Below are 24,216 nucleotides of genomic sequence, written 5' to 3'. Positions count from 1 at the left end.
CGAAGAAGGGCGGCGCCCCCCGCGGGGGGCGCCGCCCTTCTTCGTGTTCGCTGTTCGTCAGGCCCGGCCGCGTCGGGTCCGGACCTCCTGGAGCCGCTCGGCGAGGATGTCCTCAAGCTCGGCGATCGAGCGCCGCTCCAGCAGCATGTCCCAGTGGGTACGCGGCGGCTTCGCCTTCTTCTGCTCCGGCTCGCTGCCATCGACCAGCCGGGCGACGCTGCCGTCGAACTTGCACTCCCAGGTCGTCGGGACCTCGGCGTCGACGGCGAACGGCACCTCGAACTGGTGGCCCTTGGCGCACAGGTACTCGCGGGTCTGCCGTGGCGCGAGCTCGGTGTTGCGGTCGGACTCGTAGCTCACCGCGCCAAGGCGGCTTCCGCGCAGCATACGCTCGCCCATGATCGACTTCCCCTCGTTCGTGGTGCTGGTCTTCTCGTGTAACGGTCCGGGCCTGCCAGCCCATTCCCGCCGAAAGGGCGCGCAGCGCCCACGGCCGAGCCTGGACAAGGGTAGCTGGCCGTCACAGCGGTCCGGCGAGGTCGCCCCGGCCGAACCGCGATGATGAAGCTGTGACTGTCCCGGCGATGTTAACCGCTGCGGCGGCACGCAGGTTGCGCCGGCGGGCGCAACCCGCGTCATCCGGCAGGTGAGCCCCCCGTCACGCCGCTGGTGTCGAAGGCAGCGGCAACGGCAGGCCGGGCAGCCCGTCGATGCTGCTGGCGATGTGCTGCTTGCCGGCGAAGTAGTCGCTCAACGACGCGTCGTCCTCCCGGGCGAACCGCCTGCCGTGCAGGTCACGGTCACCGTCGTAGGTCATGAACGGCACCGCGTAGCCGCAGGTGTCCCGGATCAGCTCGGCCCGCACCACGATGATGGCCCGCAGCCCGTGCGGGCTCGGGTCGATGTCGGGGAAATGGCCGATCAGCTCCCGCCAGCGCGGGTCGTCGCGGAACACCGGTTCGCCCCGCCCGTGCACCCGGACGATGTTCGGCGGCCCCTGGAACGCGCACCACATGAGCGTGATCCGGCCGTTCTCCCGCAGGTGCGCGACCGTCTCGGCGTTGCTGCCGGCGAAGTCCAGGTATGCGACGGTCTGCTCGTCGAGCACCGCCCACGAGCCGCGCAGGCCCTTGGGGGACAGGTTGATGGTGCCGTCGCCGGCCAGCGGCGCGGTGGCGGTGAAGAACATCGGCTGGGACTCGATGAACGACCGCAGCCGTCCCTCGATCCGCTCATGCGTCTTGCCCACCTGGGAAGCCTCCCACGCGGGGGTGACGCGTGGCCGCCGCGTCCCAACCTGCGGATCGGCCGGTGCCGCGGCACCGGCCGGGACGATTCCTCGCCGCGCTGAGTGGCGGGCACGTCCCGATGGGCCGGGCTCAGCGTCGCCGGTGGTCGGGCTCAGCGCGCCGCGACGTCGGGGCCTGCGGCTGACGCGGCACCCGAACCGAGGCGGGCCAGCGCCGCGGCCAGATCGCTGACCTGACCGGCGAGTTGGGCCACCCGCTGCTGGGCGGAGTCCCGGTCGGCCTCGGCGGCGTGCAGTCGTACGGTCAGCTCGGTGAGCCGGCCCTCGGCGGTGGCCGCGGCCCGCCGCGCGGCGGCCAGCTCGTCGGCGAGCGTGCCGGCGCGCGCGGCGGCGGCCGTCAGCTCGGAGCGCAGGTGACCGGCCGTGGCGTCCGCTTCCAGGCGGACGGCCTCGGCCTGCCGGGCGGCGGTCTCCGCCCGGTCCCGGGCCCGGTCGGCCTCCTCGCGGGCCCGGACGGCATCGGCGGCGCCGGCGCGGGCCCGGGCGGCGTCGGCGCGGGCCTGCTCGACCTGCCGGCGTACGTCCTCCACCTCGGCCTGCCACCGTTGCGCGCGTTCGTGCGCCTCACCGGCGTCGCGGGTGGCCCGGTCAGCGTCGGCGCGGGCGGTGTCCCGCTCCGCGGTCAGGTCGGCGACCCGGCCCCGTTCGGTGTCGCGTTCCGCGCGCACCGTACGCAGTTCCTGCCGCGCCGCCTCCCGGTCCCGTTCGGCCTGTACCCGCAGCGCCTCCGCCGCGGTGGCCGCGCGACGGGCCTCGTCCCGGGCCGCTTCGGCCTGCCGCGCCTGCTCGGCGTCCCGGTCGGCCCGCTCGGCGCTGCGGGCGGCGTCGGCCTGGGCCGTGTCTCGCTCGGTGGCCGCGGTCCGCGCCTGCTCACGGGCCTGCGCGACCGCCGCGGCGGCGTCCTCGACCTCGCGGCGTGCCTCGTCCCGTTCGGTCTGCGCGGCGGCGATCTCGGTCGCCGCCTCGGCGCGGGCCTGGGCGAGCTGCCGCTCCACCCCGACGGGGGAGAGTTCGGCGTGCAGCGCCTCGGTCAGCGTCTCGACGATCTGGTCGAGGCGGTCCACCGCCTCCCACGTCCGGGCCACCTGACCGGGCAGGCCGGGCGCGTTACGGTGCCGCATGCGGCTGTTGCGCGAGGCCCGCTGACAGGCGCCGTCGTTGTCGCGGCAGTACCGGAACGGCCGCCCGGCGCCGGCGCGCTGCGGCACTGGGCGTCCACAGTGGGCGCAGGGGCGAAGGTCGGGGGCGGGCTGGGCGTCCATCGAGGGCGAAGTCTAGTGCGCCGGCCCCCGCCGCCCGACCTCACGTGCTCCCGGGCCAGCGGCCGTCGGCGCAGCAGCTGTTCAAGGGCATCGCGACGCCGGCGCGAGATCAGCAACCGTTCAGGGGGTGGCCACGGCGGCGCGGGACCGGTCGGCGGCGATGCGCACGGCGAGCGCGCCCAGCACACTGCCCATCACCCAGCGCTGCACGCGCAGCCACAGCGGCCGGCGGGCGAAGAACCCGGCGAGCGTGCCGGCGGTCAGCACGATCAGCCCGTTCACGGCCACGGCGATGCTGACCTGGGTCAGGCCCAGCAGCAGACTCTGCAGGGCGACGTGCCCGCGCTGTGGCTCCAGGAACTGCGGCAGCAGCGACACGTAGAGGATTGCGATCTTCGGGTTGAGCAGGTTGGTCACCAGCCCCATGGTGAACAGCCGTCGCGGCCGTTCCGCCGGCAGCGGCGCCGGCGTGAACGGCGAACTACCGCCGGGCCGCAGCGTCCGCCAGGCCAGCCAGAGCAGGTACGCCGCGCCGGCCAGCTTCACCGCCGTGTACAGCGCCGGCACCAGCACGAACACGGTGGCCAGCCCGGCGACCGCGGCCACCAGGTAGACCCCGAACCCGGCGGCGACGCCGAGCAGCGAGATGAAACCGGCCCGTCGGCCCTGGGTCACCGAACGGGACACCAGGTAGACCATGTTCGGGCCGGGCGTGAGCACGATGCCGATCGCCACGAGGGATATCCCCACCAGCGCACCCGTATCCACCATTGACCGCACCTCTCTGTCACTGACCAACAATTGGACTCTACGGTCCCGTTACCGGTCGGGGGAATGCGGCCGGACCGGCGGTGGCCTGCCGTCGCCCGGCCCGGGGCGGGAATGCGTGGCGCCGGCTCGGACGCTTTGACTACCGGGCCGCCCCCACGGGGCGGCGCGTTACGGTGGGCCGGGGAGGAGGTCGGATGACGAACATCTGGGAAGCGGCGGTCGAGGCGGAGATCCGCTCGGCACAGGAGCGCGGCGAGTTCGACAACCTGCCGGGTGCGGGCAAGCCGATCCCGGGCCGGAACCTGCCGTACGACGAATCGTGGTGGATCAAGAGCTTCATGCGGCGGGAGAAGCTCCCCAGCGATCTGCTGCTCCCCACGCCGCTGCAACTGCGCCGGCGGGTCGAGCAGGTGCCCGACGAGGTGCGTGACCTGCCCACCGAGCAGGCCGTACGCGACTTCTGCGCCCTGCTGAACGCCGACATCATCGCCTGGCTGCGGCTGCCGACCGGCCCGCGGGTCGTGGTGCGCCCGGTCAACGTCGACGAGGTGGTCCGCCGCTGGCGCGACGACCGCCGCAGCGCCATGGCCTCACCCGCGCCGTCGACCGTGGCCGACGACGACCGTGCGCCCCGGCGGGGCTGGCGGCCGTGGCGTCGCCGCTCAGCCGCCTGACGGCGGCAACCGGGGTACCCGGTCGACCGTTCGACCGCGCAGAATGAACCTGTGCCGATCATCCTGCGCGCCCCCGCGACCGCATCCGCGCCGGAACTGCTCCTGCGTCCCTGGCGCGACGACGACCAGGACGCGCTGATCGTGGCGCACCAGGACCCGGTGCTGCGCAGCCGCACCCGGTTCCCGGTGCGCAGCACCGCAGACGCGCGCCGCTTCGTCGACGAGGTACGCGAGGACTGGCAGGCCGGCGTACGGTTCGCGTTCGCCGTGTGTGAGCCGGACCCGCACGGCGGGGACCGGCTGGTGGCGAACGTGGTGCTCAAGAAGGTCGCGCCGGGCCGACCGGACGCCGAGGTGGGCTACTGGACGGCCGCGCCGGCCCGCGGACGTGGCGTGGCGGGCCGCGCCGTCGACGCGGTCAGCCGCTGGGCGTTCGCGCACTTCGCCGGGCTGACCCGGCTGGACCTGCTGCACCAGATCGACAACCCCGCCTCCTGCCGGGTCGCCGAGAAGGCCGGATTCGGGTTCGTCGAGGTGCTGCCGGCCCGGCCACCGTTCCCACGCGACGGGCACCGGCACGTACGCCACGCCACTGCGGTCGGATGAGCCTCGGCGCCCCTGCCGCCACCGACGATGAGATCTTGAAATTGACTTGCCGTGGATTCGGTGCCTGTTACCGTTGCCCGGCGAGTGACCGATACCAGGGAGACCAGACATGGTGGGCGAAGACGACATCTCCGGGTGATACCGGACAGTGAGTGGCCACCGGCGGCGCGGGTAAGCGCCGGCGTCGTGGCCTAGCCGTCGTCTTCCTGATTCGCCTCCCGGGCAGCGCCCGCGGCGCGCCCGCCAGCCTTCCGAGGTCCACCCATGTCCAGCGCATCCATCATCTGTTCCAACCTCTCCTTCTCGTGGCCGGACGACACCCCGGTGTTCGAGGAACTCTCCTTCACCGTCGGCGAGGGCCGAACGGGGCTCGTCGCGCCCAACGGTGCAGGCAAGAGCACCCTGCTCAAGCTGATCGCCGGCGAGTACCAGCCCACCGGCGGCAGCGTGTCCGTCGACGGAGTGCTCGGCTACCTGCCGCAGACCCTGCCGCTGGCCGCCGACCTGACCGTGGCCGAGGTGCTCGGGGTCGCCGCGCTGATCGAGGCCCTGCACGCCATCGAGTCCGGCGACACCAGCGAGGAACACTTCACCACCATCGGCAACGACTGGGACATCGAGGAACGAACCCGCGCCGAACTGGATCGGCTCGGCCTCGGTGACGTGTCGCTGCACCGACGCCTGCACACCCTCAGCGGCGGTCAGGTCATCTCCCTCGGCCTCGCCGCGCAGCTACTGAAACGGCCCGACGTGCTGCTGCTCGACGAGCCCACCAACAACCTCGACGTCGACGCCCGACGGCGGCTGTACGAGGTGCTCGACGACTGGCACGGCACCCTGCTGCTGGTCAGCCACGACCGGGCGTTGCTGGACCGGATGGACCGCATCGCCGAACTCGACCGGGGCGAACTGCGCCTGTACGGGGGCAACTTCACCGCGTACTCCGAGGCGGTGCGCGCGGCCCGGGAGGTCGCCGAGAAGAACGTGCGCAACGCCGAGCAGGAGGTCAAACGGGAGAAACGGGAGATGCAGCAGGCTCGGGAGCGGGCCGCCCGACGGGCCAGCAACGCCAACCGCAACCTCGGCAACGCCGGACTGGCCCGGATCGTCGCCGGTGGGTTGAAGCGCAGCGCCCAGGAGTCCGCCGGCCGGTCGAACGAGGTGCACGCCTCCCGGGTCAGCGAGGCCCGCGCCAGGCTCGACGAGGCCAGCCGTGCCCTGCGCGACGAGCAGAAGATCGCCATCGAGCTGCCGGACACCGCCGTACCGGCCGGCCGCACGATCTTCGAGGGCGAGGACATCCAGGTGCGCCTCGGTGACCGGGCTGTCTTCGGCGGCGACGGCGTCGACCTGATCATTCGCGGTCCGGAACGGATCGCCCTGTCCGGCCGTAACGGCGCCGGCAAATCCACACTGCTGCGGCTGATGAACGGCGACCTGACACCGGAGGGCGGCCGGATCCGGCACGCCGAGGGACGCGTCGCGTACCTGTCGCAGCGGCTGGACCTGCTGGACCTCGACCGCACCGTGCTGGAGAACCTGGCCGCGTACGCCCCGGCCCTGCCCGAGGCGCAGCGCATGCACCTGCTGGCGCGGTTCCTGTTCCGCGGGCCCCGCACGCACCTGCCCGTCGGGGTGCTCTCCGGCGGCGAGCGGCTACGCGCCACCCTGGCGTGCGTGCTGTTCGCCGAGCCGGCGCCGCAGCTGCTGCTGCTGGACGAGCCCACCAACAACCTCGACCTGGTGAGCGTCGCCCAGCTGGAGAACGCGCTCTGTGCGTACCGGGGCGCGTTCGTGGTGGTCAGTCACGACGACCGGTTCCTGCGGGAGATCGCGGTGAACCGCTGGCTGCGCCTCGACGACGGCCGGCTGCAGGAGACCGGCCCGCCCGAGCAGGTCTGACGTAGCTCTCGGCCAGTCACCTGCCGTCTCGCCGTCCGGTGCTGCTTCCGGCCACGCCGGCCGGGAGCAGTACCCGGTGGGCGGACGGCTCGGCCGGTCGCCCGGCGATACTGGCCGGCTCAGTCGAGGGCGGCCCGCCAGCTCCAGGAGGTGCGCCGGGACCGGCCGGGCAACTCGCCCCGGCCGGTCAGCCAACGCAGCACCTGGGGCGGTGGGCCGCTGGGCGCGTCCGGGAAGAGCCGGTCGATGACGGCGGCGCACAGGTCGGTGGGCGGTTCCCACCGCACCTCGAGACCGGTGGTGATGTCCCAGGTGTGCAGCAGCGTCTCGGTCACGCCCATGGCGGCGAACCCGCCCGGGTCGCACGGCCCGTAGTGCCAGGCCCGGGTGCCCGGGTCGGCGGTGTCGATGGTCGCGGCGAGCAGGCCGGCACAGGCGGTGACCACCGTCAGCACCTCGCGTGGGCTCGCGCTGGGGGTGACCCGCAGGTCGAACGGCAGGTAGCCGTCCGCGGGCCGGCCGCTGACCTGCCCGGCGTACGCCAGCAGGTCGTGGGCGACGTGCGCGGCGGTGGTCCAGCAGCTCCACGTCAGGTCGCCGGCCGGCACACCCCAGTCCTTGTCGGTGTACGGGTCGAGCGTCCGCACCATCTCGCTGGCCGCCCGTACGACGTCGCTCCCACTCAGTTCCGCCACGCCCCGACCTTCGCACGCGATGGAGGTGCCGCAAACCCACGCAGCCGACTTCCGCGCCTTCTTCAGCGTGGTGCGCTGATCAGATAGGCCGGTCGGGGCGGCGTGCGACGTCCGGCAAGGAGCAGCTTGTGGACGGTCGGGTCCGGCCTACGAGCGACTGGCGGTGAGCAGTAGCGGGGTCGCGACTGCCTGCGACGCGCTCAGGTCGGCGAGGAAGCCGCCCAGCCAGCCGATCGCGTCCAGCGACCACTCGGCGAGCGTCCCGTGGAAGCTCACCCGGTGCAGCGGCGGGCCGTTCCAGAGGCCGTCGTCGAACGGGGGGCGCGTCGCCAGCGGGTCGTACTCGGTGAGGGAGTACGACCCGCAGGCGAACACCCTCTGGTCAAGCCGGTTCATCGACTCTCGCAACGCGGGGGCCGCCGCCGGAACGGACGGATCCTGGCCGCCGTCCAGCATGATCCGCACCTGAGTCCGCGAGCGCGGGTCGCCGTCAGCGAACCAGCCGGAGGTGCGCAGCGACGGAATCCGTGCCGATGCCGGGCGGGATGTGCCGCCGAGGCCCTGGACGGGCAGCAACACCTGCACCGCCTGCAGTTGCAGGCTGCCGAGTCGCGCCGCCGTGTCACCGGCGCAGCGCAGGAACGGCTGCACCGGCAGCGGCCGGTCCTCGGCCACCGGCTCGACGCCCACCTGGAACCACGCGACCAGCGCCGGCTCCGGTGCGGCGAGCGGATGATCCTGCCCCGCGTCGTTCATGCCCCACAGGCCCGCCGCCCCGGTCCGCCGCTCCTCGACGCCTGCGGCGGTATGCCGGACGACCGCGCCTACATCGTCGAGCCAACCCATGGCGAGAGAACGGTCGTAGAAGAGCGAATACGCGTCGTGGTCCGTGCTCCGCCACGGGTGCGGGGTCAGCTCGCCGTACAGCGCCGCGAACAGGGTGCCCACCGGCCCGCGGGCACCGGGCGCCAGACCGGGACGAGTCTGCTCGCGGTGCGGGTACCAGCCCGGCATCCGGTTGACGTCCATCGCCGCACTGTACGTCCGGGCAACCGCAGTGCGGCGGCGATCGCTGTCCCTCGGCGCCGAGGTTGCGAGCGAAGCCAGGGGCGGGCGCGCAATCGCGTTGCCCGCCCGCCCCTGCGGCACTAGGGTCGTCCGCGTGACTGCCGGGTCGGCCTTGGGCCACGAACGAGTAGGGCACCCGGCCGTCCAGTGACCGCGCGGCGGGCCCGCGGCCCGCCATGCCACGCCTGCGCCGGCTACACCCGCACTCACGGCCGTCGCCGCCGTGTGGCGCCCGGCTCCCGCAACCATTCAGGGCCGGCCGTCTTCTCCGAACTCTCGCGTCGCATACGTCATCTGGATGCGTCATGCGCGTCTCCGTGTACCCGCCAAATCGAAGAAAGCGGAGCATTGCCCAACGACTTCAACACCCAGATCATCGCCGAGTTCCGTGCCAACGGGGGCCGGGTCGGTGGCCCGTTCGAGAACGGACGGCTGATCCTGCTCACCACTACCGGTTCACGCACCGGCGCGCCGCACACCACACCGCTGGGCTACCTGCCCGATGAGAAGGGCCGGATCCTGGTCATCGCCTCGGCCGGCGGTGCACCCCGGCACCCGGACTGGTTCCACAACATCCTCGGCGACCCGCACGTCACCGTCGAAGACGGCATCTTCACCTACCCGGCTCGGGCGACCGTCCTCAGCGGGCCGGAGCGCGACGAGGTGTTCGCGCGGGCAGCCGAGGCGGACCCGGGATGGGCGGCATACCAGGCGAAGACCAGCCGCACCCTTCCGGTGGTCGCGCTCGAACGCACCGGCGGTGGTCCGCCCGAGGCGTCGTCGTGGGGTACGGCCCTCATCCGGATCCACGACGCGTTCCGCCGGGAACTTGCCCTGATCCGCCACGAGGTGGCGACGACGGGCCCGCGACTCGGCGCTCAGCTGCGAGTGAACTGCCTGGCCGTCTGCCAGGGACTGCACCACCACCACACGCATGAGGACGGCGGATTGTTCGTCGGACTGGCCGCGCAGCACCCTCAGCTCGCGCCGACGCTGAACCGGCTGCGGGCGGAACACGTCCGCGTGGCGGGTCTCGTCGACCAGCTCCAGGCAGTGGTGGGCGACCAGGCGGCCGACCCGGCGGAGGTACGGCGGCAGGTGGATCAGCTCACCGACGAACTCGAGCGCCACCTGGCGTACGAGGAGGAGCAGCTCGTGCCGCTGCTCGACGCGATGGGCTGACGTAATCCGTCCCGTGCCGCCGGTCTCCCTCCGGCGGCACGGGACCCGGCCCGCGAAGCAGCCACGGCCGTCAGCGATGCGGGGCGGACGCGACGGTGAGAAGGTGGCTGCTCGCGCCGAACAGGCTCGGCTCGTCCTCCACCGCACGCAGCATCTCCAGCAGCAGGTCGGTCCGGCCCGGATCCGCGAGGACCTCCGGCAGCCGGGCGCCGATCATCCACAACGGCCCCTCGACGGCGACGCGCCGCCGCAGGATCAGTCCCGCCTCCGAAACCTCCGCCGCCGGCTCGTCGGGGTGGTGGAAGTAGGCGCTGGTGAACCACGTCCGGTCGGCGTCGGTGTTGCGGTGCACCCCGTCGGCCAACGCGCGCTCCACCAACGGCCGGAACCGCGCGTCGCTGAAGTAGTCCCACACGAACCCGTCGAGCAGCGACGCGAACCGGCTGATGGTCGCGCCCACGACCACTCCGCCGGGGCGTACGACGCGGGCGGCCTCCCGCCACGCGGCGACGCGTTCGGCCCGGACCGGCAGGTGGTACAGCGGTCCGAGCAGCAGGACCGCGTCGACGCTTCGGTCGGCGACGGGGAGGGTCCGGGCGTCCCCGCGTACGGCGGTCACTCCCGGGCGTTCCGCCGCATCCGCCACGTGTTCGGGCACCGGGTCGACGACGTGCACCTGGTAGCCGGCCCGGGCGAGCGGCCCGGCGTACACGCCGGTGGCCCCGCCGACGTCCAGCACAGCCGCCGGCGGATCTGGCAGTACCCGGGTCAGGACGTCCCACGTACGCAGGAACTCCAGCCTGCCCGCGCCCGCGGCCAGGCGGTCCCGTTCGCCGCCCTGCCGGTAGTAATCCATGATCTCTGGGGTCAGCACCCCGCGGATCGTGCACCGCGCGCCGGCGCCGGACCACCGAATTCCCGGCGCCGCCATCCGACACCCTGGAGCCGTATGAGCCAGCCAGCCCATCGTCCCCGTACCCGTGACCTCGGCATCGTGGTCGGGGCGCTGCCCACCGGGCGGCACAACGCGATCACCGACGTACCGGGGGTGCTGGTCGGGCACACCACCGTCGAGGACGGCCACGACCTGCACACGGGCGTCACGGCGGTCGTGCCGAGCCAGCTCGGCCCGCCGCGGTGGGCGTTGCCGGCCGCCGTGTACCGCGGCAACGGTTTTGGGAAGCTGGTCGGCTCGACGCAGGTGGACGAACTCGGGGTCCTGGAGTCACCGATCGTCCTGACGGCCACCCTGTCGGTGTTCCGGGCCGCGGACGCGCTGCTGACCTACCTGATGGACCGCCGGCCGGACGGCGTGTCGTTCAACCCGCTGGTGGGGGAGACCAACGACGGGCACCTGTCGGACATCCGGCAACGCCCCATCACCGAGGAACACGTGCATGCCGCCCTCACCTCGGCAGCCGGCGGCCTGCCGGCGGAAGGGTGCGTCGGAGCCGGGACCGGCACCACCGCCCTGGGTTACAAGGCCGGAATCGGCACCTCGTCCAGGCTGGTGGACGGGTTCGACCGCCCGGTGAGCGTCGGTGCGCTCACGCAGTCCAACTTCGGCGGCGTACTGACCGCACTCGGCGTGCCGCTGCCCGTGGACGAACTGATCCCGGACGCCGACCGGACCGAACCGCCCGGCAACTCGTGCATGATCGTGGTGGCCACCGACGCACCCCTGGACGCTCGGCAACTCGGTCGCCTGGCCCGCCGAGCCATCTTCGCCATGGGTCGGGTCGGCGCGTCGTACAGCAACGGGAGCGGCGACTACGCGATCGCGTTCAGTACCGCCGCGCCGGACCAGCCGACGATCCCCGACGCACAGATCACCCCGATCTTCACCGCCGTTCTCGACTCGGTCGAGGAGGCGTTGCTCAACTCGGTCTTCACCGCCACGACCACCAGGGGAGTGGGCGGTCGCACCAGCCACGCCGTGCCGCACGAGGCCGCCGTGCGCCGATTGGCCGCCGCGGGCTGGCTGACCGTGCCCGGCTGACGTACGGTCGCGGTCGAGCGCGCTGCTGGGTGACCGACGCTACCGGGATCGTCGGCCCCGCCGGCGCCGTGACCCGCCGCCGGGGTCAGACCGCGCGGAGGGTGGCGCGTCGCGGGCGGTGGCGCAGTTGCTCGACCGCCGTGGCGGTCGCTTCGTCGGCGGGTAGCCAGACGACCAACTGTTGGGCGTCCGGGGTGGGAAGCTCGAGCGTCTCCCGATCCCAGCTGAGTTGGTGGGCGCGCGGGTGATGCATCGTGAGCGGCACCCGAGGTGGGGGGAGGTGGCGGTGGAGTCGCCGGGTGAACTCGGCGCCGGCGACGGGTGCGAACTCCGCCGTGAACCATTCGAAGCTCTCGGTCGAGGGCCCGAGCCACAGGTTGAAGACCTGCTCGTCCGCGATCTGATCCCAGTTCGTGAGGATCGCCTGGGCCTGCGGGTGTGTGAAGACGTACCTGGTGAGGTTGGGCTCCTCGGCGTCAAGCAGCCCGGTGTCGAGCATGACCGTGGCGAACCCGTCGGTGTGGGCGAGCACGTCGCCCAGCCGGTTGGTGACGAAGGCGATGCCCGGCTCGAGGAGTTCGAGGATCCGGCGGACGGTCGGCCGCACGGTCCGCTCGGGTGGTACCGGCCGCGAGCGGGCGGGGCAGAGGCCGCCGCTGATCTTGGCAAGGTAGCGCAGATGCGTGCGTTCGGCCGCGTCGAGGCTGAGCGCGTCGGCGAGGGCCTTGACGATGGGGTCGGACGGGTTACGGTCGCGGCCCTGCTCGATCCGGGTGAGGTACTCGACGCTGATACCGGCCCGCGTGGCCAACTCGGAACGCCGAAGCCCCGGCGCGCGTCGCCGCTCGTGTGCCGGCAGCCCCAGATCCTCCGGCCGGATGCTGTCGCGCTTGGCCCGAATGAAGTTGCCCAACGGCGTACCCATGCTCCGAGCGTACGGCCTGATCAACCCTCCGGGCGGGGTGCAGGGTGGCCGTGTGGGGGCCAGCCTGCGCCCGGTCTGGTTGCACAGCCGAGAACGGCCGACCGTTTACGGCATGAACGCCATGAACAAACTTGTGATCATCATCGGCAGCGTCCGCGAGGGCAGGTTCGGGCCGGTTGTCGCCGAATGGGTGGCGGATCACGCCCGTACGCACGGCGGCTTCCAGGTCGACATCGTCGACCTGGCTGACGCCGACGTTCCGCTGTCGCTGCCGGCCGTGCCACCGAAGTTCGCCGGCGAGAACTACCCCCGGCCCGAAGGCATGCGGGACATCACCACGAAGCTGGCCGACGCGGACGCCTTCATCATCGTCACGCCCGAGTACAACCACAGCTACCCGGCCTCGTTGAAGGCGCTCATCGACTGGCACTTCACCCAGTGGACCGCCAAGCCGGTCGCGTTCGTCAGCTACGGCGGCGCGGGTGGCGGCCGGCACGCGGTGCTCCACCTGCAGAACGTCCTCACCGAACTGCACGCGGTCACCATCCGTGACGGACTGGCCTTCCCGAACTACTTCACCGCCTGGCAGGACGGCGCGCCGCTCGACACCGCGACGGCCGGGTACGCCAAGACCCTCCTGGACCAGCTCGCCTGGTGGGCGAACGCCTTGCGATCCGCCCGGACCGCCGCGCCGTACCCGGACGGAGCGTGACTGCTGGTCAATTGATGTTCCGAGGCGGCTGGGCGACGTCCCAGCCGCCTCGGGTGACCGCGCACGGCGGAGCCGTGCGGTTGCCTCGGGTGGCTGTCCGGGCGAATCCTTGTGCTGGCCCTCGCGGCAAGGAGTTCGTGGGGCGTTCGGCGTCAGCTCCACGGCTCTTCGGGAGTGCCGGTCCGCTGGTTGTGGTGGTCGAGCAGCCGGGACAGCAGCTCGGTCAACCGCTGCCGCTCCTCGGGTGAGAGCGGAGCCAGCAGTTCGTCCTGGCGTTCGGCCAGTCGCTTCTCCAGTCGCCGCAGCTGCTGCTTGCCCGCGTCGGTCAGGGAGATGATGTTGCGCCGCCGGTCGGCGGGGTCCGGGGCACGCTCGACCAGCTCGCGATCGGCGAGCTCGTTGATCGTCGCGACCATGTCGCTGGCGTGGATGCCGCTACGGCGGCCCAGCGTGGCCTGGCTCGCCGGGCCGAAATCGTCCAGCGTCGCCAACAGGCGGTAGTGGTAGCCGCGGGCGCCGACGGACGAGAAGCCGTCGGCCACCAGGCGGTGTGCGTGGCCGGCGGTCTGGGTGAGCAGCCAGCTGGGCAGACGCTCCCACCTGCCGGGCGGCGTCTCCGACGGGTTCTGCATGCGGCGAGTCTACCGAATCGTTGGTGCCACCAATGATCGTGCTATCGTTTGGCGAGCAAACGTTCGGTCGACCAACGTTCGCTCGCCGATGAATCCCTCTGGAGTGCACGCCATGATCAAGCCGTTCCGCATCGACATCCCGCAGGCCGACCTCGACGACCTGACCGACCGGCTCTCCCGCACACGCTGGCCCAATGAGGTCGCCGACGCCGGGTGGGACTACGGCTTCCCGCTGGCACGGCTCAAGGAGCTCGCCGAACACTGGCGCACCCGCTACGACTGGCGCGCACACGAGACCAAGCTCAACGAACTCCCGCACTTCACCACCGAGATCGAAGGCCAGAACATCCACCTCGTCCACGTCCGGTCCGCGAAGCCGGACGCGCTCGCGCTGATCCTCACTCACGGGTGGCCCGGCTCGTTCCTGGAGTTCCTCGACGTCATCGAACCCCTGTCGCGCGACTTCCACCTGGTCATCCCGTCCATCCCCGGCTTCGGTTTCTCCGGACCGACCCACGAGCGCGGCTGGGACGCCGCCCGGGTCGCGCGGGCCTGGGCCGAACTGATGCGCCGTCTCGGGTACGAGCGCTACGGCGCGCAGGGCGGTGACTTCGGCGCGGGCATCTCACTGGCGCTCGGCGCGGTGGCCCCCGAGCACGTCGTCGGCGTACACGTCAACTACCTGCCGACCCGGCCGGACCCCGACGTCGAGGTGTCCGAGGCGGACCAAGCCCGACTGGACAAGATCCGGCAGTTGATGGCGAACCGCCCGCCGTACCAGGCTCTGCAGGCCCTCACCCCGCAGACCATCGGCTACGCGCTGACCGACTCACCGGTCGGGCAGCTGGTCTGGATCGCCGAGCGATTCGCACAGTGGACCGACCCCGCCACGCCGGTCAGCGACGATCGGATGCTCACCGACATCTCGTTGTACTGGCTGACCGCGACCGCGGCCTCCTCGGGCCGGCTCCACCACGACGCCCCGCGTGGAAGCCAGCAAGCGTGCCGGGTGCCGGTCGGCGTGGCGGTGTACGCACACGACATCACACAGTCGGTGCGGCCACTGGCCGAGCGGCTGTACGACATCAGGCACTGGTCGGAGTTCGACCGCGGCGGCCACTTCGCCGCGATGGAGGTGCCCGAATCGTTCGCCGAGGACGTCCGGGACTTCTTCCTCACCAACATCGAGAACGACGAGTGAGTCGCCGTGGCGCTGGCCGATCCAGGTCCGCTTGGTTCTCGAAGGCCACCTGCCCGTCCATTCCCTCGCAGTAGACCCGTTCAACACCAACGGCGTCTCCATCGAAGCCGACGCCGTGCTCGGCCTGACCGCCCACATCCGGCGCTTCGGGGCTACGCCACCGAGGAGGCCGCCCTCGCGCCCGAGCGGATCCACGCCCACCACTGGTCCGGATCTTCGCGATCGATCAGGTCCACGAGCTTGTCCGCAGTAGGCGCGCTTGAGGAAGTGGAGCGCAGTCGCCGCGAAGCTCTCGTGCTGCCGGATCGTCGACGACCGGCGTCCCGGAAACCATTCGAAAAGAATCCGGGAGGGGGTGTCGGATCGGGGCGGTGGTGTTCGTAGCTGGGGTGAGGCCGCCCACAAGGGCGGCGCCAAGGCAAAGGACGCGACCATGAAGCTGACGACCATGACCCAGATCTCCATCGATGGAGTCATGCAGAACAACGGCGCCCCCACGGACGACCACCCGAATGGGTTCGAGCGCGGCGGATGGGCCCTGGGGAAGGGCGACGACGGGACCAGGACGTTCATCACGCAGACCTACCAGCGGGCCGAGGCGTTCCTGTTCGGCCGGCGCACCTATGAGTTGTTCGCCGGATCCTGGGGATCGATCGACCAGATGCGCGCACATCCCATCGGCGTGGCCCTGAACGAGGCCCCCAAGTACGTTGCCTCGACCACGCTCACCGCCCCGCGTTGGGATCAAACGACCGTTCTCCGCGGTGACCTCGCGGCCGCCATCGGTGAGCTGAAGGCCACGCCCGGGGGTGAGCTGCAGGTGCACGGGAGCGGTGCCCTGGTCCGGTGGCTGTTGAAGAACGATCTGGTCGATGAGATGACCCTGATCGTGATCCCGGTGATCGTTGGCCTGGGCGCGAGACTGTTCCCGGAGACCGGTCCGGATCTCGCGCTTGATCTGGTTGAGTCGCGGGTCGACTCGAAGGGCGTAACGATCCAGGTCTTCCGGCCGGCCGGGCGCCCGCAGTATGCAACGGTTTGAAGTCCTTGACCGGCGTATCACACTGTCGTGACACCACAGGAGGTGATCTTCAGATGCAGTACCTGATTTCCGTGATCGACGACGGCACCGGTCCGGCCACCCCGAAGGAGGATGCCGCCATCGACGTGTTCAATGAGCGGCTCCAGGCCGAGGGCCACTGGGTCTTTGCCGGCGGCCTCGCCTCGCCCGACACGGCCACCGTCATCGACAACCGGAGTGGGGAGGCGCTGTTCACCGACGGGCCCTTCCTGGAGTCCAAGGAGTACCTCGCCGGCTGCTGGATCATCGAGGCCCTCGACCTGGACGTGGCGCTCAAGCTCGCCGCCGAGGGGTCGGAGGCCTGCAACCGGAAGATCGAGGTACGGCCGTTTCTGTCCACGTGAGCGACGTCCGCGAGGCGATCAGCCGGGCCCACCACGAGGAGTGGGCCCGGGCGGTCGCCGCCCTGACCAGGCGTTTCGGTGACCTCGACATCGCCGAGGAGGCGGCCGCCGAGGCGTTCGCGACCGCTGTCGAGCGGTGGCCGGCCGACGGCGTACCCCCGAACCCCGGCGGGTGGCTGACCACCACCGCCACCCGCAAGGCCATCGACCGGATCCGGCGCGAGAGCAGGCGCAACGACAAGCAGAAGGAGGCTCAGATGGTGTACGACGACGGCCCGTCCGAGCCTCTGGGCGCCATCGACGACGACCGGCTCCGGCTGATTTTCACCTGCTGCCACCCCGCGCTCGCGTTGCAGACCCGCGTGGCCTTGACGCTGCGCATGCTCGGCGGTCTGACCGTGCCCGAGATCGCCCGTGCCTTCCTGGTGGCCGAGCGTGCCATGGAGCAGCGCATCACCCGCGCGAAGGCCAAGATCAAGGCGGCTCGCATCCCCTATCGGATACCGTCCGCCGACGATCTGCCGGCTCGTGTTTCCGGCGTACTCGCCGTCCTCTTCCTCGTGTTCAACGAGGGCTACCTGGCGACCGGCCCTGGCACCGATCCGGTCCGCCACGACCTGACCGCCGAAGCGATCCGGCTCACCCGCCTGATCCGCGCGCTCCTGCCGCAGGACGGAGAAGTGGCCGGGCTGCTGGCGCTGATGCTGCTCATCGAGGCCCGCCGCCCCGCCCGCGTCTCGGCCGACGGCGAACTGGTCAACCTCAACGAGCAGGACCGTGGGGCCTGGGACACGGAGCTGATCGCCGAAGGTCACCGGCTGGTGCGCGAGCGCCTCGCCGCTGCCGCCGCCGGGGCGGCTCCGGGTCGCTACCAGATCCTCGCCGCGATCAACGCTGTGCACACCTCCGCCCGCGACATGCGCGACACCGACTGGTCGCAGGTTCTCGCCCTCTACGACAGGCTCGTCCGCCTCGATCCATCGCCGATCATCGCCCTTAACCGGGCCATCGCCGTGGCCGAGCTCGACGGGCCGGAGGTGGCCCTGGCCATCGTTGACCGCCTCGCCGAGGCGTTAGCCGGATATCACGCCTACCACGCCACCCGCGCCGACCTGCTGCGCCGGCTGGGCCAGAGTCAGCAGTCACGCGCGGCCTACGACCGGGCCATCGAGCTGGCCGGCAACACCGCCGAGACCGCCTACCTCACCCGCCGACGCGACCAACTGCGGTAGCCCCCATGGATCCCGATCGAAACCCCGCGCGGCGGCGGCCGACCACGGGGCGCCCTGGCATGCCGCAACCTGTCGCGCCGGCGACGGACGGAACAAGGGGTCATCATCCGGTAGCCTGCTCCACGACGAGACCGAAATCCCTACGGTGGTGCAGTCGTAGCTTCGGGAGTACTGGGCCCTGTCCTGGTCTCGGCCACCTGCACCCGGACGCCCCGGGCGGCACTCTCGGCCCGAGAACGCGGTGCTGCTCGGGCGGAATCAGTCGGGCGTGCCGAACCAGCGGAAGAGGTGATCGTCCAGGTCCTGCTGATCGTCGCCGATCCAGGCGACGTGGCCGTCGGGGCGTAGCAGGACGCACGGAACGTCCAGCGCCGCGGTGGGATCCGCGAGGTGGTCGACGCGGTCCGACCAGCCGCCGACGGTCAGGCGTTCGGTGCGGTCCAGCAGCAGGCCGCGGCCGCGATGCAGCAGACCGTAGAGGTGGCCCTGTTTCACGTCGATGTCGGGCAGGCGGCGGCCGAGCAGTTCGGGGCCCGCGCCGAAGTCGTAACGGACGCCGATCGCGGTGATCTTCTCGATCAGGTAGTGGTTCACCTCGTCGAAGTCCATCAGTTCGGTGAGCAGCCTGCGCACGGCCTGCGGGCCCGGTTCGCTGGACAGCAGCTCCGTCTGGGCGCGGGTGTTGTCCAGGACGTCCTCGGCGACCGGACGACGTTCGGCCTGGTAGGTGTCCAGCAGTGTCTCCGGCGCCCAGCCGCGCACCTGTGCGGCCAGTTTCCAGCCCAGGTTGAACGCGTCCTGAACGCCCAGGTTGAGGCCTTGCCCGCCGATGGGCGGATGGATGTGTGCCGCATCGCCGGCGAGCAGCACCCGCCCGACCCGATAACGTTCGGCCAGCCGGGTGGCATCCCCGAAGCGGGACAACCAGCGCGGGGAGTGCACACCGAAGTCGGTCCCGGCGATGGCGCGCAGCTGTTGCCTGAACTCCTCGAGGGTGGGCGGCTGCGCGCGGTCGCTGACTCCTGCGGCGGGAACCACTACGCTGTAGATCCTTTCGCCGAAAGGCCTGAGCCACCATCGCTTGTAGGTGTCGCGGATCTCGGTCATCCTGGCGGCGATCTCCTCCGGCGGCACCCCCACTTCCACCTCGCCCATCAGCGTGTCGTTCCGCGAGGGCTCGCCGGGGAAGCCGACCCCGAGTAGTTTCCGCACCGTGCTGCGCGCCCCGTCACAGCCGACGAGATAGCGCGTACGCAACTGCTCCCCGTCGACCAGCTCGACGGTCACACCGCCGTCGTCCTGCTGGAAAGCGGTCACCGCGCTACCGCGCCGGACCTGCGCACCCAGCTCGATCGCGTGTTCTTCGAGCAGGTGAACGATGACCGGCTGCGGGATGCCCAGCAGATAGGCGTACGCGGAATCCAGGCCCGCGGGCGCGGGCTTGTCGATGCCGGCGAAGTAGGCGCCGGCCGGACGCCGTCTTCCGCGTTCGCGGATACGTTCGAGCAGCCCGCGCATGGCCATCAGCTCGAGGCTGCGAATGTGTAGACCGACGATGCGGACGAACGACGCCGGCTCGGTTTCCTTCTCCAGCACGAGTACCCGCACGTCGTGCAGCCGCAGTTCGGCGGCCAGCATCGCACCGGTCGGCCCGCACCCGGCAATGATCACGTCGAACATGAGGGGCGCAGGATTGGTGTCGGAGGCCGACGCGGGGAGCCCGAGGACGTCACTCACGTCGCCCCCGGTCGAAGCGGTGGCCGATGGCTCGGCGGTGAATCGCAGAGAGCGCATAGGTGTTGCCTTTCGGGAGTGCCTTGTTGGCGAGGCGCTCCCGGCGACACCTACGTCAATCGCCCGACCGTGACGGGAAGGGGGAGCACCCACATCGATACAGCGTTCATGGGTCTCACCTCCTCGGGCGGCGTCACGGGCAACCGCAAGCTACAAGCCTGAGCACCACCCGGTCCACTGCTTTTCCCGCCACCCGGGCACGACTCCGAACGGGCCGGTGTGGTGCAGCGGGAATTCGGTGTGCCGGCCCGGCGGGTCGCGGTCGACGGTCCGGCCCTGCTGCCGACACGGACCAGCTCCGGCATATTTGATCTTGTGGCAAGATCGCGGGATGCTGCGACTCACCGACTTCATCATCGACTGCCCCGACACGATGGCGCTGGCAGCCTTCTATTCAGAGGTGACGGGTCGCCCGGTCAAGGAGGGCAGCCACGGCGACTGGGCCGGCATCCGGTTCGGCGAGATCGAGCTGGCCTTCATCCGGGTGGAGGACTACCGCGCCCCGCAGTGGCCCGACAGCGAGCACCCCAAGCAGTTCCATCTCGACTTCGAAGTCGACGACATCGAGGCCGAACAGAGCCGCATCCTGGCCCTCGGCGCGACCCTGCGGCAGGACTCGATCGGCCCCCACGGCTACGGCTGGCGCGTCTACACCGACCCCATCGGCCACCCGTTCTGCCTCTGCCGCAACAAGGGCGTCACCTGGACCGACCAGGGCCCGATCTGGTCCAAGAGCGAGTAGAGCGGCCGCTGGGCTCTCCTCGCCAGGCCAGGGAGAGCCCAGCACGCAACAAAAGAGGTCAGAAGCCGAACGAGTTGCGCGTTCGGGCTCAACGCGGAAGACGCGGGCGGTGTCGGTCACCGCGCTGAGTCGGTGAGAGCGGATACGGCCGGCACCGGTCAGCACGGCACGGCGCGACGATCTTCCGGGTGAGGTCGGAGTCGGTCAAGAGCATCCGCACTGCCCGATAGGCGTCCGGAGTCGAGGCTTGCAACGCCTCGACGAGGAGCGTCCCGGTGTGTTCTGGCAACGGCGACCACGGGAGCCGGAAGTTCGCCACGCCGTCGAGGTTGCGTCCACGTAACGGTGCAGCAGGTACCGCATCGGCCCGGCGGTGCCGGTGGCCTTGTCGGACAGGCGTGCTGCTCGACGTCGTCGGCCTCCGACCGGCCGAACGTGGAGGGCTGCCGAGGGGCCGACCCCGGATTCGCTCTCACAACCCGTTCTCACCCTGAAACGTCCCTGCTGCGGTGAATGCGTTGGTGATCGGTGCGATGAGCGAGGCGAAGCGGCGGGCGCCTGCGTTGCCGATCGGTGCCCACAGCGCGGCGCAGTGCTCGTCTGTTTCCACTTCGATGCGCTCGCGTGCCGCACTGCCGGCCTCGGTGACCATAGCGTTGGAGTCGAGCCAGCCGCGCGCGACGAGGCGTGCCGTCGCCGCACTCCACTCCTCGTCGTTCCACTGGCGGGTCGCTCGCGCGAGAGCTGTGGAGAGGCGGCCGGTTGCGGTGTGCAGAACGAGACAGTCGCAGGGCCCGAGGCCGTTGTCGGCGAGTACGACGAGATGGGCGTCGCCGCGCCACTCGCGCGCCACCGTGATCTGCTGCCAGAGTGCGACGAGAGGATCGGAGGGAAGCGCGACCGAGGCGTTCGCGGCGGCCAGCACCTTGCCGGCGTAGTCGGCACCGGCGACGACCGGGTCGATCAGCGAGCGCGCCTCGGCAAGGTGGTCATCCGTGAGATGTACGTCGACGCGCCGCATCGCCCGGCCGGCGGCCAGGAAGCGGGCGGCCTGCCACCGCTCAGGCGGCGCGGCGTCCCATACGCCCGCCATGGCCCGCACTGCCCGCGGGCTGAAGTTGTAGAAGGCCGCGAGGGTGACCTGCCACGGAACCGCGCCCATCGCGGCCGACCGGAAGGCCAGATATGCCGGCCCGCGGTCGGTCACGCCGAGCTCGGCCGCCTCCTCGGTGGTCTCGGGGGCAAGATACATGAACAGGTGGGCGGCGCTGACGGCGCGGCTGACGGCGCGGACGGCGTTCACGTCCGTCGGGCCGTCGCCGGTGCGGGCCGAGTCGGGAAGAGCGTCGAGGTGCATCGCGGTGGTGTCTCCGGGAGTCGAGGGGCGCTGTCAGGCGGGTGTTTCGGCAGTGGCGATCAACACGGCGCGTCCGAGGGTGTGACCGGCCATGGTGAAGCCGAGGACGGCCGGTGTGGCGTCGGCCGGGACGCCTGTCGAGGGGATGTCGAGGGCGTGCACCACGACGAAGTAACGGTGCGGGCCGTGTCCGGCCGGCGGGGCGGCGCCGATGTAGCGGGCCACGCGGGCGTCGTTGGGCAACTGATAGGCGCCATCGGGCAGATGTGAGCCGGTGTCGTCGCCGGCGCCCTCGGGGAGCTCGCTGACGCTGGCCGGGATGTCGGCGACCGCCCAGTGCCAGAACCCGGACCCGGTTGGGGCGTCGGGGTCGTAGACGGTGACGGCGTAGCTCTTGGTGCCGTCCGGGGCGCCGCTCCAGGACAGTTGCGGGGACGTGTCCTTCCCGCCGGGCAGACCGGAGGAGTGCTGCTCGGGCGGCCAGGCGGCGCCGTCGGTGACGGTGGTGCTGGTGACGGTGAATGAGGCCGCCTGGGCGAGGCGGGCGAAGGGGTCGTTGGCAGGCACAGCAGTAGTTCCTTTCCGGACGGGGGCGCCCTCATGGGCTACCGAATCGACAGTAACACAGATAATCGATTATTAAGTGGATCGTCTAGGATCGTCTAGGCTGGGCTCATGACTGAGGCGGCGCGCTTCTCGACCCCACCGGGGAAGCAGATGCTTTCCGAGCAGGTCTACGCACACCTGCGGGACGCGATCATGCGCGGGGACCACCCCCCTGGCGCCCCGCTCAAGCCGCAGGACCTTGCCAAGGAGCAGGGCGTGAGCCTCGCCGTGGTGCGCGAGGCGCTCGTGCGGGTGGTCGGCGAAGGGCTCGCCGACCGGCTGCCCAACCGCGGCTTCGCAGTCCCGTCCTTCTCCGACCGCCGCTGGCAGGAGATCGCGGAAGCCCGTCGGACCATCGAACCGGTCGTCCTGCGCATGTCCATCGAGCGCGGCGACGTCGACTGGGAGGCCCGCGTGCGGGCCGCCCACCATCGTCTGGTGCGTACTCCGGCGTACGTGCCGGAGGAGGGCGAGTACTACACCGGCGCCTGGGCCGATGCTCACCGGGCCTTCCACCGCACGTTGCTGGAAGGGTGTGGCAACCACGCGCTGCTGGAGACCTTCGACCGGTTGTGGACCGCGAGTGAGCTGGCCCGCCGTTGGTCGGCGCACCGCAACCCCGACCGGGACGGCGCCAAGGAACACCGCATGCTGGAGGAGGCGGTGCTGGCCCGCGACGCCGACACCGCAGCCGCGGTCCTGGTCCGGCACCTCACCTTGACCGCGGCTGCGCTGACCGACGACTCAGGCCACGCCACCTAGGCTTACGCCACAACACTGAGGTCGAGGTGGGAAGTCATGTCCAGCTCGAACCGGCCGTAGGTGTTCACGTGGGTCCAGAACAACAGGGATAGAGCCCGCCGCTCGGTGAGCCGCTTCTGCCACATCTGCTCGCTCAGGACGTCTTGGAGGGGCAGGGTGTTGACGTGCACCAGCGCGGACTGGAGCAGGTGCACGGCGAGCACCGAGATTTCCTGGGACTCCTTGTCGGAGCCGGTCAGGTCGCCGTCCTTGCCGTAGAACAGGCTCTGGTTGGCGGAGTTCCAGTTCTCCAAGACCTGGCGGCCGTCGTTGATCTCGCGCCGCAGGTCGGCGTCGGCGAGGTAGTCGCAGATGAAGGCCGCACGTACCGCCTGCCCGAGTTCCTCGATTGCCCGGTAGGTGGGGTGCTTGGGCCCGCCGCGGGTGAAGCGTCGCAGCACCTGATCGGCCGAGCAGGTCGGCGAAGGCGAACCCGACGATAGAGGTGCCGTGCGTGTCAGTGCACTGCATCCTCCGGCCGGGCCGGCACCGAGGCAACGGAGATTCGGTCTTCGCCAGGTCGCCGGCGGCCTGCCACACGGTCGAAGACCTGCGGCGGCTCCATGGCCTGCCATTACTGGATTACTGGTAATGCTAATCCGATAAACGGTACAGACCATTCGGACAAAACGTTGGCACACCATAATGACTGTTATGTGCGGCGCGGGTTTCCACTCAGCGGGCCGCACCGTTCAGCAGGCCCGCCGAGCGAGTCTGCTGTGCGCCGAGTGTGACTACGACCTACGCCGGCGGGGCGCCACGGACCGGCAGCCATACAACAGCCCCCGGCCACGCGCGGCGTGCGGGGCCTGCGGCCGGTGACAGGTCCACTCGGGACGGCCGGGCGGAGCGTTGAGGGCCGCCGCCACCTCCGGTGTGTCGAACGTGAGTTGTGGATCGTCGGCACTGTCCACGACCGACGACGCCATCAACCCAGGCCGCCGGCCCTCGGGTCCGATCGATGGACAGGACGGGCGAGACGTCGAAGCAGCCGGTCGTCAAATCAATTCATCGTTTTGAAGGCTCCGATTAGACACACGACACCGTCAGCGAGCTATTCACAGCGCCCGGGTCTTCTCGATCGGTCAGCTGGAGTTCCTGAGCAGCGTGTCAGCGCCAGCGGCGAATGCCACACCGGAGCAGGATTGGGGCGTGCGCTCCCTCGCTGGGCATTCAAGGCCTGGTCAGGGCCGGTTCACCTGGGGTTCGTCCAAGATCATTAAGGTTGCGCGGTCCCCGACTCCATTGGGGCGGAGCGGGCACTTCATCGCCTGCTGCCGCTCCAAGTTAAGGATCGCAGTGAAATCGAAAACCCCAAACG

General features: G+C 70.9%; 25 protein-coding genes. 12 read left to right on the top strand and 13 right to left on the bottom strand.

Translation table 11 applies throughout. The features are described from left to right. Positions 1-57: 57 nt before the first annotated feature. From BXA10_RS19395 to BXA10_RS19380, 4 genes are all read right to left on the bottom strand, one after another. Positions 58-399: an RNA polymerase-binding protein RbpA gene (locus BXA10_RS19395; protein WP_046564157.1), complete on the bottom strand. Its 342-nt coding sequence runs from the start codon at positions 397-399 to the stop codon at positions 58-60. 259 nt (positions 400-658) lie between these two features. Further along, a complete protein-coding gene (locus BXA10_RS19390) occupies positions 659-1,249 on the bottom strand; it encodes a pyridoxamine 5'-phosphate oxidase family protein (protein ID WP_076471814.1) in 591 nt (196 codons plus the stop codon). Positions 1,250-1,401: 152 nt separating this feature from the next. After that, positions 1,402-2,571: a coiled-coil domain-containing protein gene (locus BXA10_RS19385; RefSeq protein ID WP_076471813.1), complete on the bottom strand. Its 1,170-nt coding sequence runs from the start codon at positions 2,569-2,571 to the stop codon at positions 1,402-1,404. A gap of 120 nt (positions 2,572-2,691) precedes the next feature. Further along, complete coding sequence (locus BXA10_RS19380; protein WP_076471812.1) at positions 2,692-3,342, bottom strand: LysE family translocator; 651 nt, start codon at positions 3,340-3,342, stop codon at positions 2,692-2,694. A gap of 194 nt (positions 3,343-3,536) precedes the next feature. On the opposite strand from BXA10_RS19380, the gene BXA10_RS19375 reads away from it, so the two are divergent. From BXA10_RS19375 to abc-f, 3 genes are all read left to right on the top strand, one after another. After that, positions 3,537-4,016 (top strand): DnaJ family domain-containing protein, encoded by a 480-nt coding sequence (locus BXA10_RS19375; protein WP_076471811.1) that lies wholly within the window; start codon positions 3,537-3,539, stop codon positions 4,014-4,016. 51 nt (positions 4,017-4,067) lie between these two features. Next, positions 4,068-4,622, top strand: a complete 555-nt coding sequence (locus BXA10_RS19370; RefSeq protein ID WP_076471810.1) for a GNAT family N-acetyltransferase — start codon at positions 4,068-4,070, stop codon at positions 4,620-4,622. Between the two features lie 264 nt (positions 4,623-4,886). Then, positions 4,887-6,524, top strand: coding sequence for a ribosomal protection-like ABC-F family protein (gene abc-f, locus BXA10_RS19365; protein WP_076471809.1), 1,638 nt, complete (start codon positions 4,887-4,889; stop codon positions 6,522-6,524). Positions 6,525-6,643: 119 nt separating this feature from the next. Here the strand turns inward: abc-f and BXA10_RS19360 are convergent, their stop codons facing one another. Together BXA10_RS19360 and BXA10_RS19355 are read right to left on the bottom strand one after the other, a co-directional pair. Continuing rightward, positions 6,644-7,210 (bottom strand): maleylpyruvate isomerase N-terminal domain-containing protein, encoded by a 567-nt coding sequence (locus BXA10_RS19360; protein ID WP_076471889.1) that lies wholly within the window; start codon positions 7,208-7,210, stop codon positions 6,644-6,646. A 156-nt stretch (positions 7,211-7,366) separates the two neighbouring features. Further along, a complete protein-coding gene (locus BXA10_RS19355; protein WP_217696808.1) occupies positions 7,367-8,248 on the bottom strand; it encodes a hypothetical protein in 882 nt (293 codons plus the stop codon). A 387-nt stretch (positions 8,249-8,635) separates the two neighbouring features. Between BXA10_RS19355 and BXA10_RS19350 the strand changes: the two genes are divergently transcribed. Beyond that, positions 8,636-9,469 (top strand): nitroreductase/quinone reductase family protein, encoded by an 834-nt coding sequence (locus BXA10_RS19350; protein ID WP_076471808.1) that lies wholly within the window; start codon positions 8,636-8,638, stop codon positions 9,467-9,469. A 70-nt stretch (positions 9,470-9,539) separates the two neighbouring features. On the opposite strand, the gene BXA10_RS19345 is transcribed toward BXA10_RS19350, so the two are convergent. Beyond that, positions 9,540-10,343 (bottom strand): class I SAM-dependent methyltransferase, encoded by an 804-nt coding sequence (locus BXA10_RS19345; protein WP_076471887.1) that lies wholly within the window; start codon positions 10,341-10,343, stop codon positions 9,540-9,542. Positions 10,344-10,418: 75 nt separating this feature from the next. On the opposite strand from BXA10_RS19345, the gene BXA10_RS19340 reads away from it, so the two are divergent. Next, entirely contained in the window at positions 10,419-11,468 is a 1,050-nt protein-coding gene (locus BXA10_RS19340; protein ID WP_084753014.1) for a P1 family peptidase, read from the top strand. An 85-nt stretch (positions 11,469-11,553) separates the two neighbouring features. Here the strand turns inward: BXA10_RS19340 and BXA10_RS19335 are convergent, their stop codons facing one another. Further along, complete coding sequence (locus BXA10_RS19335) at positions 11,554-12,393, bottom strand: helix-turn-helix domain-containing protein (protein ID WP_076471807.1); 840 nt, start codon at positions 12,391-12,393, stop codon at positions 11,554-11,556. Positions 12,394-12,505: 112 nt separating this feature from the next. Between BXA10_RS19335 and BXA10_RS19330 the strand changes: the two genes are divergently transcribed. Further along, positions 12,506-13,105, top strand: coding sequence for an NADPH-dependent FMN reductase (locus BXA10_RS19330; RefSeq protein ID WP_076471885.1), 600 nt, complete (start codon positions 12,506-12,508; stop codon positions 13,103-13,105). Positions 13,106-13,257: 152 nt separating this feature from the next. On the opposite strand, the gene BXA10_RS19325 is transcribed toward BXA10_RS19330, so the two are convergent. Next, positions 13,258-13,737, bottom strand: coding sequence for a MarR family winged helix-turn-helix transcriptional regulator (locus BXA10_RS19325; protein ID WP_076471806.1), 480 nt, complete (start codon positions 13,735-13,737; stop codon positions 13,258-13,260). A 112-nt stretch (positions 13,738-13,849) separates the two neighbouring features. Here BXA10_RS19325 and BXA10_RS19320 point away from each other — a divergent pair, with 112 nt between their 5' ends. From BXA10_RS19320 to BXA10_RS19305, 4 genes are all read left to right on the top strand, one after another. Beyond that, positions 13,850-14,938, top strand: coding sequence for an epoxide hydrolase family protein (locus BXA10_RS19320; RefSeq protein WP_076471884.1), 1,089 nt, complete (start codon positions 13,850-13,852; stop codon positions 14,936-14,938). Between the two features lie 433 nt (positions 14,939-15,371). Further along, positions 15,372-15,980 (top strand): dihydrofolate reductase family protein, encoded by a 609-nt coding sequence (locus tag BXA10_RS19315; RefSeq protein WP_076471805.1) that lies wholly within the window; start codon positions 15,372-15,374, stop codon positions 15,978-15,980. A 53-nt stretch (positions 15,981-16,033) separates the two neighbouring features. Continuing rightward, positions 16,034-16,363 carry a YciI family protein gene (locus BXA10_RS19310; RefSeq protein ID WP_076471804.1) on the top strand — a complete coding sequence of 110 codons (330 nt, stop codon included), beginning with the start codon at positions 16,034-16,036 and terminating at the stop codon, positions 16,361-16,363. Next, a complete protein-coding gene (locus tag BXA10_RS19305) occupies positions 16,360-17,595 on the top strand; it encodes an RNA polymerase sigma factor (RefSeq protein WP_076471803.1) in 1,236 nt (411 codons plus the stop codon). The genes BXA10_RS19310 and BXA10_RS19305 overlap by 4 nt, the downstream gene beginning before the upstream one ends. Before the next feature lie 258 nt (positions 17,596-17,853). Here the strand turns inward: BXA10_RS19305 and rox are convergent, their stop codons facing one another. Next, positions 17,854-19,275, bottom strand: a complete 1,422-nt coding sequence (rox, locus tag BXA10_RS19300; RefSeq protein WP_217696807.1) for a rifampin monooxygenase — start codon at positions 19,273-19,275, stop codon at positions 17,854-17,856. Between the two features lie 445 nt (positions 19,276-19,720). Between rox and BXA10_RS19295 the strand changes: the two genes are divergently transcribed. Continuing rightward, entirely contained in the window at positions 19,721-20,131 is a 411-nt protein-coding gene (locus tag BXA10_RS19295) for a VOC family protein (protein WP_076471801.1), read from the top strand. Between the two features lie 472 nt (positions 20,132-20,603). Here BXA10_RS19295 and BXA10_RS19290 read toward each other — a convergent pair whose 3' ends face one another. Beyond that, positions 20,604-21,488, bottom strand: coding sequence for an SCO6745 family protein (locus BXA10_RS19290; protein ID WP_076471800.1), 885 nt, complete (start codon positions 21,486-21,488; stop codon positions 20,604-20,606). A 33-nt stretch (positions 21,489-21,521) separates the two neighbouring features. Next, positions 21,522-22,055 (bottom strand): YbhB/YbcL family Raf kinase inhibitor-like protein, encoded by a 534-nt coding sequence (locus BXA10_RS19285; protein ID WP_076471799.1) that lies wholly within the window; start codon positions 22,053-22,055, stop codon positions 21,522-21,524. Positions 22,056-22,163: 108 nt separating this feature from the next. Between BXA10_RS19285 and BXA10_RS19280 the strand changes: the two genes are divergently transcribed. Continuing rightward, entirely contained in the window at positions 22,164-22,856 is a 693-nt protein-coding gene (locus BXA10_RS19280; RefSeq protein ID WP_076471798.1) for a GntR family transcriptional regulator, read from the top strand. A 2-nt stretch (positions 22,857-22,858) separates the two neighbouring features. Here BXA10_RS19280 and BXA10_RS31560 read toward each other — a convergent pair whose 3' ends face one another. Further along, positions 22,859-23,470, bottom strand: coding sequence for a Tn3 family transposase (locus tag BXA10_RS31560; protein WP_281251441.1), 612 nt, complete (start codon positions 23,468-23,470; stop codon positions 22,859-22,861). Positions 23,471-24,216 lie beyond the last annotated feature (746 nt).

The organism is Micromonospora avicenniae (genome assembly GCF_900156065.1).
Classification (GTDB): Bacteria; Actinomycetota; Actinomycetes; order Mycobacteriales; family Micromonosporaceae; genus Micromonospora; species Micromonospora avicenniae.
Note: the sequence above shows the minus strand (reverse complement) of the source record. Positions and strands in the feature narration are given on the sequence as shown.

Bases quoted from the DNA above. Each gene is read 5' to 3' on its own strand.
- BXA10_RS19395 (WP_046564157.1), bottom strand. From the start codon at position 399: ATGGGCGAGCGTATGCTGCGCGGAAGCCGCCTTGGCGCGGTGAGCTAC.
- BXA10_RS19385 (WP_076471813.1), bottom strand. From the start codon at position 2,571: ATGGACGCCCAGCCCGCCCCCGACCTTCGCCCCTGCGCCCACTGTGGA.
- BXA10_RS19380 (WP_076471812.1), bottom strand. From the start codon at position 3,342: ATGGTGGATACGGGTGCGCTGGTGGGGATATCCCTCGTGGCGATCGGC.
- BXA10_RS19375 (WP_076471811.1), top strand. From the start codon at position 3,537: ATGACGAACATCTGGGAAGCGGCGGTCGAGGCGGAGATCCGCTCGGCA.
- abc-f (WP_076471809.1), top strand. From the start codon at position 4,887: ATGTCCAGCGCATCCATCATCTGTTCCAACCTCTCCTTCTCGTGGCCG.
- BXA10_RS19355 (WP_217696808.1), bottom strand. From the start codon at position 8,248: ATGGACGTCAACCGGATGCCGGGCTGGTACCCGCACCGCGAGCAGACT.
- BXA10_RS19340 (WP_084753014.1), top strand. From the start codon at position 10,419: ATGAGCCAGCCAGCCCATCGTCCCCGTACCCGTGACCTCGGCATCGTG.
- BXA10_RS19335 (WP_076471807.1), bottom strand. From the start codon at position 12,393: ATGGGTACGCCGTTGGGCAACTTCATTCGGGCCAAGCGCGACAGCATC.
- BXA10_RS19330 (WP_076471885.1), top strand. From the start codon at position 12,506: ATGAACGCCATGAACAAACTTGTGATCATCATCGGCAGCGTCCGCGAG.
- BXA10_RS19325 (WP_076471806.1), bottom strand. From the start codon at position 13,737: ATGCAGAACCCGTCGGAGACGCCGCCCGGCAGGTGGGAGCGTCTGCCC.
- BXA10_RS19320 (WP_076471884.1), top strand. From the start codon at position 13,850: ATGATCAAGCCGTTCCGCATCGACATCCCGCAGGCCGACCTCGACGAC.
- BXA10_RS19315 (WP_076471805.1), top strand. From the start codon at position 15,372: ATGAAGCTGACGACCATGACCCAGATCTCCATCGATGGAGTCATGCAG.
- BXA10_RS19310 (WP_076471804.1), top strand. From the start codon at position 16,034: ATGCAGTACCTGATTTCCGTGATCGACGACGGCACCGGTCCGGCCACC.
- rox (WP_217696807.1), bottom strand. From the start codon at position 19,275: ATGTTCGACGTGATCATTGCCGGGTGCGGGCCGACCGGTGCGATGCTG.
- BXA10_RS19295 (WP_076471801.1), top strand. From the start codon at position 19,721: ATGCTGCGACTCACCGACTTCATCATCGACTGCCCCGACACGATGGCG.
- BXA10_RS19290 (WP_076471800.1), bottom strand. From the start codon at position 21,488: ATGCACCTCGACGCTCTTCCCGACTCGGCCCGCACCGGCGACGGCCCG.
- BXA10_RS19280 (WP_076471798.1), top strand. From the start codon at position 22,164: ATGACTGAGGCGGCGCGCTTCTCGACCCCACCGGGGAAGCAGATGCTT.
- BXA10_RS31560 (WP_281251441.1), bottom strand. From the start codon at position 23,470: ATGGCAGGCCATGGAGCCGCCGCAGGTCTTCGACCGTGTGGCAGGCCG.